Below are 8,141 nucleotides of genomic sequence, written 5' to 3'. Positions count from 1 at the left end.
GCGACGAACTGGTCGGCGAGCATCCCGGCATCCACATCTTCACGCACCTGACCGGCCTTTTTCGCTGCTTCGAGGCGGGCGGTGATCGCTTCGACGATGGGTCCGGCGAGCCGTTCGTTGAGGGTCTCGCCGAGCGCAGCATCCGTCGCCGTCACGGCGATCAGCGCGCGGGCGATCTCCACACCCTCGCCCTGGGCCAGATGGCCGGATGTTCCCGCGAACCAGGCCCGCAGATCCGCCGCGAGGTCATCGGTCATCTGCAGCTCGGGAGAGCCGAGCGAGCCCTCGAGCAGGGCCTCGCCGAGGATCGCCGCCTTCGACGGCCACCACCGGTAGATCGTCTGCTTCGACACCTCCGCCTCGGCCGCGAGACCCTCGATCGTGACAGTGTGGAAGCCGTCCGCGGCGAGCGCGCGACGCATGGCGTCGAGCACGGCGCGACGCGCTTTCTCACTGCGGGGTCTCGGCATACGTTCAGGTTACGCGGGGTGTCGGTGAGATATAAATAGACGCACCGTTGCGAAACGGGATCCGCAGAAGAAACGAGGGAGAAACCATGGCACTGACCGCGAACTCCACCATCGGCGAATGGCTGAACGACCCCACCGGCGGCGCTCTCGTGCGCGGCCTGTTGGAGAAGTCCGGCGCCAGCGCCGACTCCCTCGCCCCGGTTCTCGGGCTCCCCCTGCAGCAGATGGTCGCCCTCAGCCAGGGCCAGATGCCCCAGTCGGTCATCGATGACCTCGTGCGCGCGGCCAATGGTGGCGAGATCCCCACCGATGACGCCCCCGCAGGCTGGGTCGAGAAGATCACCCCCGGCCGCTTCGCCGGCCAGACCGTGATCGTGACCGGCGCTGCTTCCGGCATCGGCAAGGCCACGGCCTCCCGCATCGCCCGCGAAGGCGGACGCGTCATCGCCGCCGACATCTCGGCCGACAAGCTCGACGCCTTCAAGGCCGAGCTGGCGGATGCCGACATCATCACCGTCGCCGGAGACCTCACCCAGCAGGACTCCATCGACGCCGTGATCGCCGCTGCAGGAGAGCGCATCGACGCCCTCGCGAACGTCGCCGGCATCAACGACGACTTCTCCCCCGCCGGCGAGACGACGGACGCCGTCTGGGACCGCGTCATCGCGATCAACCTCACCGCGCCGTTCAAGCTCATGCGCGCCGTCCTCCCGATCATGGAGAAGGCAGGCACGGGTTCGGTGCTCAACGTCGCCAGCGAGGCGGGCCTGCGCGGCAACGCATCCGGCAACGCCTACACGGCCAGCAAGCACGGCATCCTCGGCGTGACCAAGTCGGCCGCGTTCATGTACGGCCCGAAGGGCATCCGCGTGAACTCCGTCGCCCCGGGCGGCGTGGCCACCGGCATCCCGATGCCCCCGAACATGTCCGAGGCGGGCTCCGCGCGTCTCGCCCCGTTCCAGCAGGCGATCCCGTCGCTCGCGACCGCCGAGCACCTCGCCGCGTCGATCACGTTCCTGCTGTCGGATGACGCCGTGAACATCAACGGCGCGATCCTCGCCTCCGACGGCGGCTGGTCGGTGCAGTAACCCCGGCCCCACAGACCCTCCCGACCCGAACGGGAGCACCCCTCCCGACCCGAACGGGAGATACCCATCCCCCCGATGGTGATGCCCCGCTGGCCGTTTCCGGCCGCGGGGCATCGTTGTCCTCGGATGCTGTAGCCAAGCCTCGAGCAAACCTTTAGAATCTGACGGAACTTAAATGTTTTGGGTCTCAAAGTTATTTCTTCGACATGTTTCTATAAGCAGGGACGGACGGCATGCGCGCCAGTGATTTTCGCAGCACCAGGTTCGGGACACTCACGACAAAACCGCTCAGCACCTGGCCGCATGCATACTTCCTTCCCGCGCCGATCCCGCGAGAAGTCGAGCTTCAGCCCGAGACAGTCGCTGCACTCTCACGAGCCGACCTCGCACTGGGCAGGCTCTCGGGCCTGGCCATGGTCATCGACAACCCGGCTCTTCTCCTGGGTCCCGCCCTCGCACAGGAAGCCCTCGCAAGCTCCCGCATCGAAGGAACCGAAGCCTCGTTGAGCGAAGTCCTCTCGGCAGAGAACGACGATGTTCCTATCGAAAACGAGAATCTGCGGGAGGTGGCGAATTACCTCCGCGCGATCGAGCAAGGAAGCGAACTCATCAAAGCATGGCCGCTGACTCTCCGCTTCTTCTGCGCGCTGCACGAGACGCTCCTCACCGGGGTTCGAGGCGACGAGAAGTTTCCCGGAGAACTCCGCAAGTCGCCCGTTTGGATTGGGTCACCCAATGCGCGCCCCGAGACCGCACGCTTCATCCCGCCCCATCATGATGACCTCGGCGATCTCCTCACAGACTGGGAGCGCTTCGTCAACGAACCATCGACGATGCCCGCGGTTCTCCGAGGTGCTCTCATGCACTATCAGTTCGAGACGATCCACCCGTTCCTCGACGGCAACGGTCGCATCGGGCGGCTGCTCATCGGCTTCGAACTCATGCAGGATGGCATCCTCAGCGCTCCGATCCTCCATATTTCGTCCCACTTCGAGTCGCATCGCAACGAGTACTACGACCGACTCCAAGCTGTGCGTGAGCGCGGCGAGATCGACGAGTGGGTTCAGTTCTTCGCGGCCGCCGTGGAACGACAGGCAAACGAGAGCGCGGGCAGAATCTCCGAGCTTCTCGAGATCAGGGAAAGGTACCGGGCCCAAGTTCGCGGCGAACGCTCCCGAGTCGGATCACTCATCGACCTCCTGCTCGAGAACCCGGTCGTCACTGTAGCCACGGTGGTCCGCAGTTTGAGCGTCAGTCAACCCACGGGCTCGAGCCTCCTTCGCCGCGCGGAAGACCTGGGCTGGGTTCGCTCCGCAGGTCGCTGGGGGCGCGGCGGCAAAGAGCGATGGGTGGCAACTGAGATCTGGCATGCGGTCACACGAATGGATTTCGACGACTAGTAAGAAAGCGCCTGCCCCGTCCGCACGTCATAGGCGAGCACCCGCCGCGCTTCACCGACCCCGGCGACGGTCATGACGAACGCGATCTCGACGGCGCCGCGCGCGACCTCGTCGGCCGTGACGACATGCGTGTGGGTGAAGGTCGCCTTCTCCCCTGCGGCGAGCGCGGTCGCGGGCAACAGCTCCTGGCCGGCGACGGAAACCGTCACGGCATCCGCCTGCCCGCGCACGCGTCCCGAGAAGGCGAGCAGGTCTCCGGTGCGGAACCCGGGGGCGATGGGTCCGTAGTTCAGGTCCTGCGATTCGCGGTTCGAGAGCACCTGGGGCGCGTCGGCGGTGTAGCCCTGGCCGACCTCCTTCCAGGCGCTGGCATCCCAGTCGCCTTCGGTGACGCCGAGCACGACGCTCTCGCCGACGCTGCGCCATTCGGCGGGCCGGGCGGGGGTGATCGATCGCAGCACGACATCCATTTCGACCTCGCCGGTGCGCACGGTGCCGTCGTCGTGCGTGAGCTCCGCGGTGGGTGAGGCGAGCAGTTCGTCGACGGGCAGCGAGACGAAGACGATCTCCTGGTATCCGTCGCGCTCGTAGAGCACGCCGATGCGTCCGTCGGGAAGCCGGGCGACGGTCGAGTAGGCGCTGCTGCCGCCGCAGAGCGTGACGGCGAAAGGCCAGGTCACGCCATCATCCTGGGAGAGCTTCAGCACCGTGTTGCGTCGCAGATCCGTGTCGTGGTTGTGTGTGGCGAGCAGCCACTGATCGCTGTCGTCGCGGGCGAGATCGACGTTCGGCAGGCCGTCGAAGCGCGCCACGGAACCGTTGTCGCTCGGGTCGGGCAGATCGGCGTGCGGCGCCGGGATGCTGTAGCTGTGCCCGCCGTCGCGAGACAGTGCGACGAGCCGATGCGGGGTGGCGCGGGAGTGCATCAGCACCGTGCCGTCGCTGAGGCAGACGACCTTGTTCTCGTTGGTTCCGGCGATGAGCTCGCCCAGGGTCCAGGTCTCGCCGTGGTCATCGCTGTACGCGCTGGCGGCCATGATCTCGCCGCGGTGCAGCACGACGAACTGCTGCACGAGGCGTCCCGCAAAAGCCCCGGCGTGCAGCTGGATTCCGGCGCCGGCGGCGGCGAACAGGCCTGTGATCCCGGGGCGCTTGAGCATTCCGGTCAGGCGGCGGTGGGTCCACGTCTCGCCGTCGTCATCCGAGTACGACACATCGGCGTGCTGCACGGCATCCTCGTCGTCGATCCCCTCGACGGCTTCGAAGAAGCCGGCGTGCGTGCCGGCCGCGTGGAAGACGAAGATCCGGCCGGTCTCCCGGTCGATGAGGATGCTGGGATCGCCGTATCCGTCCAGGCCCGTGCCGGTGCGCACGACCTGCTGCGCGGCCCAGGTGCGCCCGCCGTCGAAGCTGCGCCGCAGCAGCAGATCGATGGGGTTGGGGAGGTCGTCGAGGTTGGGTCGGCCGTCGTAGGCGGCCAGGAGCGTCCCGCGGGGGCTGATGGCGAGCGCGGGGATGCGGAACTGCCGGTATCCGCCCTCTCCGCGGCGGGCGAGGACCCGTTCGAATCGGGGGTCGGATCCGGGTTTCACAACGACATCGCTACGCACGTTTTCATCCTAGTGAGCCGGTATTTCCCAAACCATTGACCGCGGGGAGGCCGCTCCCATATGGTTTGGTCACCATCCTTACAAATTGCTGCACCAATTGCGTCGATGACGACGAGGAGAATCAGTGAGTAATCAGAGCAGGAGAAGTACCCGGCTTCGAGGAGCGGCGCTGCTGATCGCAGCCGCCACCGGAGCATCCGCATTCGCAGCACCCATGGCCGCGATGGGCGACGACGTGAACGAGTCGCCCATCGTCGTCCCCGAGCTGCAGAACTGGACCGGCGGCACCGGAGACACCCGCATCAATGCCGACTCGCGCATCGTTGCGGATGCTGAATCCGCCGACGTGGCGGCACAGCTCGTCACCGACCTGAACGCCATCACCGGGCTGACGCTCGAGGTCAAGACCTCCGGTGCCCGCGCCGGAGACATCGTCCTCGACGTGCAGAGCGGCCTGAAGCACGCCGACGGCGGCGAGCGCTTCGACGAAGAGGGCTACGTGCTCTCGATCGAGGACACGATCGAGATCTCCGCCCCCACCAGCACGGGCGTCTTCTACGGCACCCGCTCGGCGCTGCAGATCCTGGCATCCGCCGATGACCGCGCATCCCTCCCCCGCGGCGAGACGATCGACTGGCCCGACTATCAGGACCGCGGCTTCATGCTCGACGTCGGACGCCGCTTCTTCGACGCCGACTACATCCGCGACTACATCTCGATGATGAGCTGGTACAAGCTCAACGTCTTCCAGATCCACCTCAACGACAACGAGATCTTCCCGCACGAGCGCGACCTCACCTGGGCCGAGGCCTACGCCGGCTTCCGCCTGAAGTCCGACAACCCGGAGTACGCGGACCTCGCCTCCGAGGACGGCGCCTACGACCGCGCCGACTGGCAGTCCTTCGAGGACACCGCCTCCGCGCACCACATGCAGATCCTTCCCGAGATCGACGTGCCCGCCCACTCGCTGGCACTCATCCACTGGAAGCCCGAGCTCGGCATGAACAACGGCGACAGCGACCACCTCGACCTCACCAAGCCCGAGACGACCGAGATCATCAAGGGCGTCTTCGACGAGTTCATCCCGTGGTTCGAGGGCGACGAGGTGCACTACGGCGCCGACGAGTACCCGCGCCAGTACGCCACCGAATACGTGCAGTTCTTCAACGACATGGCCGAGCACGTGCGCAGCCACGGCAAGCAGCCCCGCGCCTGGGGCAGCGCCACGATCATGACCGGCAACGCCGACGGCTACGACCGCGACGTCATCATGAGCAACTGGAACGACGGCTGGTACGGCATGAAGTCGGCCCTCGACGACGGGTACCGCTTCATCAACATGAACGACGGCACGCTCTACGTCGTCCCGTTCGCGGACTACTACCACGGCAACGGCCTGAACAACGCGGGCATCTACGCCAACTGGCTGCCCAACCGCCTCTGGGATCAGGACACGGTTCCCGCCGGCGCCCCCGACGGCGCCATGTTCGCCGTCTGGAACGACCTCGTCGCCGCGGACTACAGCCAGCTCGACGTGCACGGCCTCATCCGCGATTCGTTCCCGGTGATCGCGCAGAAGACGTGGAAGGCCGACACCCCGGCCATCGGATACAGCGAGTTCACCACGGCGGTCTCCTCGATCGGCCGCGGCCCGAGCCTGACCGTCATCGAGCAGACCGGTTCGGCGGCGAACGGCGAAGTGTCGTTCGGCGCCGCGGTCACGGCATCCTCCACCGATGAGGGCAGCGACACCGCCGCCCTCACCGATGGTCGCAGCCTCACCAAGTGGGAGACCTCCGAGAAGAACGCCAGCTTCCGCATCGACCTCGGCGAGGCGCGCAGCGCCGGAAGCCTGGACGTCAAGTGGGCGGGAACGGCACCGGAGAGCTTCCGCGTCGCGACCTCGACCGACGGCATCTTCTGGCAGAACGCAGACATCGCGAAGAACGGCTCGATCGGACTGAACGGCGTCGACGCCCGCTACGTGTGGGTTCACGACATCGTCTCGGGTGGAGACAAGATCGCTGCATGGTCGGCTCAGGTGTTCGCGCCCGAGGCGTGGACCGCCGGCGCCACGGCGACCTCTTCGGGCGACGAGGCCGCGCAGTTCCCGGCATCCGCCGCGGTCGACGGCAACCCGTCGACGCGCTGGTCGGCGAGCTACGTGAACCCCGCCTGGCTGGACGTCGACCTCGGCGAGAAGCGCGCCTTCTCGCAGGTCGACATCCTCTGGGAGGCCGCTGCGGCGAAGGACTACACGATCCAGGTCAGCGACGATGGCTCCGAGTGGACCACGGTCGCGACGAAGTCCGACATGCCCGCGGCATCCGGCACCACGCGCGCCGATGCGATCACGTTCGACGAGGTCCAGGCCCGCCACGTGCGCGTGCACGTCACGACGAAGAACATCGACCCCTACCTGTCGATCTTCGAGCTCTCCGTCCCGCGCCCCGCGGGTGCGGAGGCGGCGATCGTGGCTTCCACCGACGCTGCGCCTCTCGAGTCCGGTGTGTACGCCGGCGAGGTTCCCGTGACGGTCTCCGCTGCCGGTTCCGCCGGTGACGCGGGCGCCACCGAGTACCGCATCGACGGCGGCGACTGGGCTGAGATCGATGGATCGTTCACGGTCGGCGGCGAGGGCGACCGCGCCGTCCAGTACCGTTCGACGGTCGGCGAGACCTCGGTCTCCGGCTTCGCATCGCTGCAGGTCGACGCCGTCGGCCCGACCACCGAGATCGCCCTCGACCCGGCTGACGGAATCGGCAACGCCGACACCCCGGTGACGGCGACGATCACGGCCGAGGATGCTCTCACGGGCGTCTCCTCGATCGAGTACCGCATCGGTGACGGCGAGTGGGCGGCTGTTCCCGAGAACGGCCAGATCGTGTTCGACGCCTTCGGCACGAGCACGCTCGAGGCCCGATCGACGGATGCTGCCGGCAACACGGGCACGGTCGTCTCGTCCGCTGTCGAGATCCGCACCCTGGATGCTGTCGTGCTCGTCGACGGCGTCGAGAGCAACGCGATCGACTTCGACCAGCCGTTCACGGTCGCCGTCACCGGCGCCGAGGCCGGCTCCGAGGTGCTCGTCGAACTGCACTCCGACCCGATCGTCCTCGGCTCGGCCGCGGCGGGCGAAGACGGCTCGGTGTCGCTCGACTCGATCATCGCCACCGGTGACGTCGAAGCCGGCGCGCACGAGGTCGTCGTCACGGGTCTCGACGCCGATGGCATCGAGCGCGAGGTGCGCATCGCGGTGTCGGTCGGCGTCCTCATCGACGACGGCTCCGACGACGGTTCCGGATCCGGGTCGGGCGAAGCCGGAGACGACGGCTCGCTCGCCGTCACCGGTATGGAAGCGGCCGGCATCGTCGGTGCCGTGCTCCTCGCCCTCGGCCTGCTCGGCGGCGGCCTGGTGCTCGCCCGCCGACGCGGCGCGACGATCAGCTGATCACCCCGGTGGGGGCCGCCGCGATGACGGCCCCCACCGGCAGCGAGCGGGCCCGCAGGTTTCACGACCTGCGGGCCCGCTTCGTCGTCTCCGCCTCTGTCAGCGGGCGCCGGCCGTCGCAC

5 protein-coding genes are annotated in these 8,141 nt (G+C 67.5%); 3 read left to right on the top strand and 2 right to left on the bottom strand.

The window, feature by feature from the left end:
* The coding region (locus Q0Z66_RS11410) for a TetR/AcrR family transcriptional regulator (RefSeq protein WP_298041224.1) at window positions 1-470 on the bottom strand (470 nt) is incomplete at its 3' end.
* A gap of 86 nt (window positions 471-556) precedes the next feature.
* Here Q0Z66_RS11410 and Q0Z66_RS11405 point away from each other — a divergent pair.
* The gene (locus Q0Z66_RS11405) at window positions 557-1,558 is read left to right on the top strand and encodes an SDR family NAD(P)-dependent oxidoreductase (protein ID WP_298041222.1); all 1,002 of its coding nucleotides are present in this window, start codon (window positions 557-559) and stop codon (window positions 1,556-1,558) included.
* Between the two features lie 233 nt (window positions 1,559-1,791).
* Entirely contained in the window at window positions 1,792-2,958 is a 1,167-nt protein-coding gene (locus Q0Z66_RS11400) for a Fic/DOC family N-terminal domain-containing protein (RefSeq protein WP_298041220.1), read from the top strand.
* Here the strand turns inward: Q0Z66_RS11400 and Q0Z66_RS11395 are convergent.
* Window positions 2,955-4,568 (bottom strand): sialidase family protein, encoded by a 1,614-nt coding sequence (locus Q0Z66_RS11395; protein ID WP_298041218.1) that lies wholly within the window; start codon window positions 4,566-4,568, stop codon window positions 2,955-2,957. The genes Q0Z66_RS11400 and Q0Z66_RS11395 overlap by 4 nt on opposite strands.
* A gap of 124 nt (window positions 4,569-4,692) precedes the next feature.
* Between Q0Z66_RS11395 and Q0Z66_RS11390 the strand changes: the two genes are divergently transcribed.
* A complete protein-coding gene (locus tag Q0Z66_RS11390; protein ID WP_298041216.1) occupies window positions 4,693-8,019 on the top strand; it encodes a discoidin domain-containing protein in 3,327 nt (1,108 codons plus the stop codon).
* Window positions 8,020-8,141 lie beyond the last annotated feature (122 nt).

It is taken from the genome of uncultured Microbacterium sp., from assembly GCF_947632095.1.
Lineage (GTDB): Bacteria > Actinomycetota > Actinomycetes > Actinomycetales > Microbacteriaceae > Microbacterium.
Note: the sequence above shows the minus strand (reverse complement) of the source record. Positions and strands in the feature narration are given on the sequence as shown.

Excerpts from the sequence above, each read along its gene's own strand:
- Q0Z66_RS11400 (WP_298041220.1), top strand. The coding sequence starts at position 1,792 with ATGCGCGCCAGTGATTTTCGCAGCACCAGGTTCGGGACACTCACGACA.
- Q0Z66_RS11405 (WP_298041222.1), top strand. The coding sequence starts at position 557 with ATGGCACTGACCGCGAACTCCACCATCGGCGAATGGCTGAACGACCCC.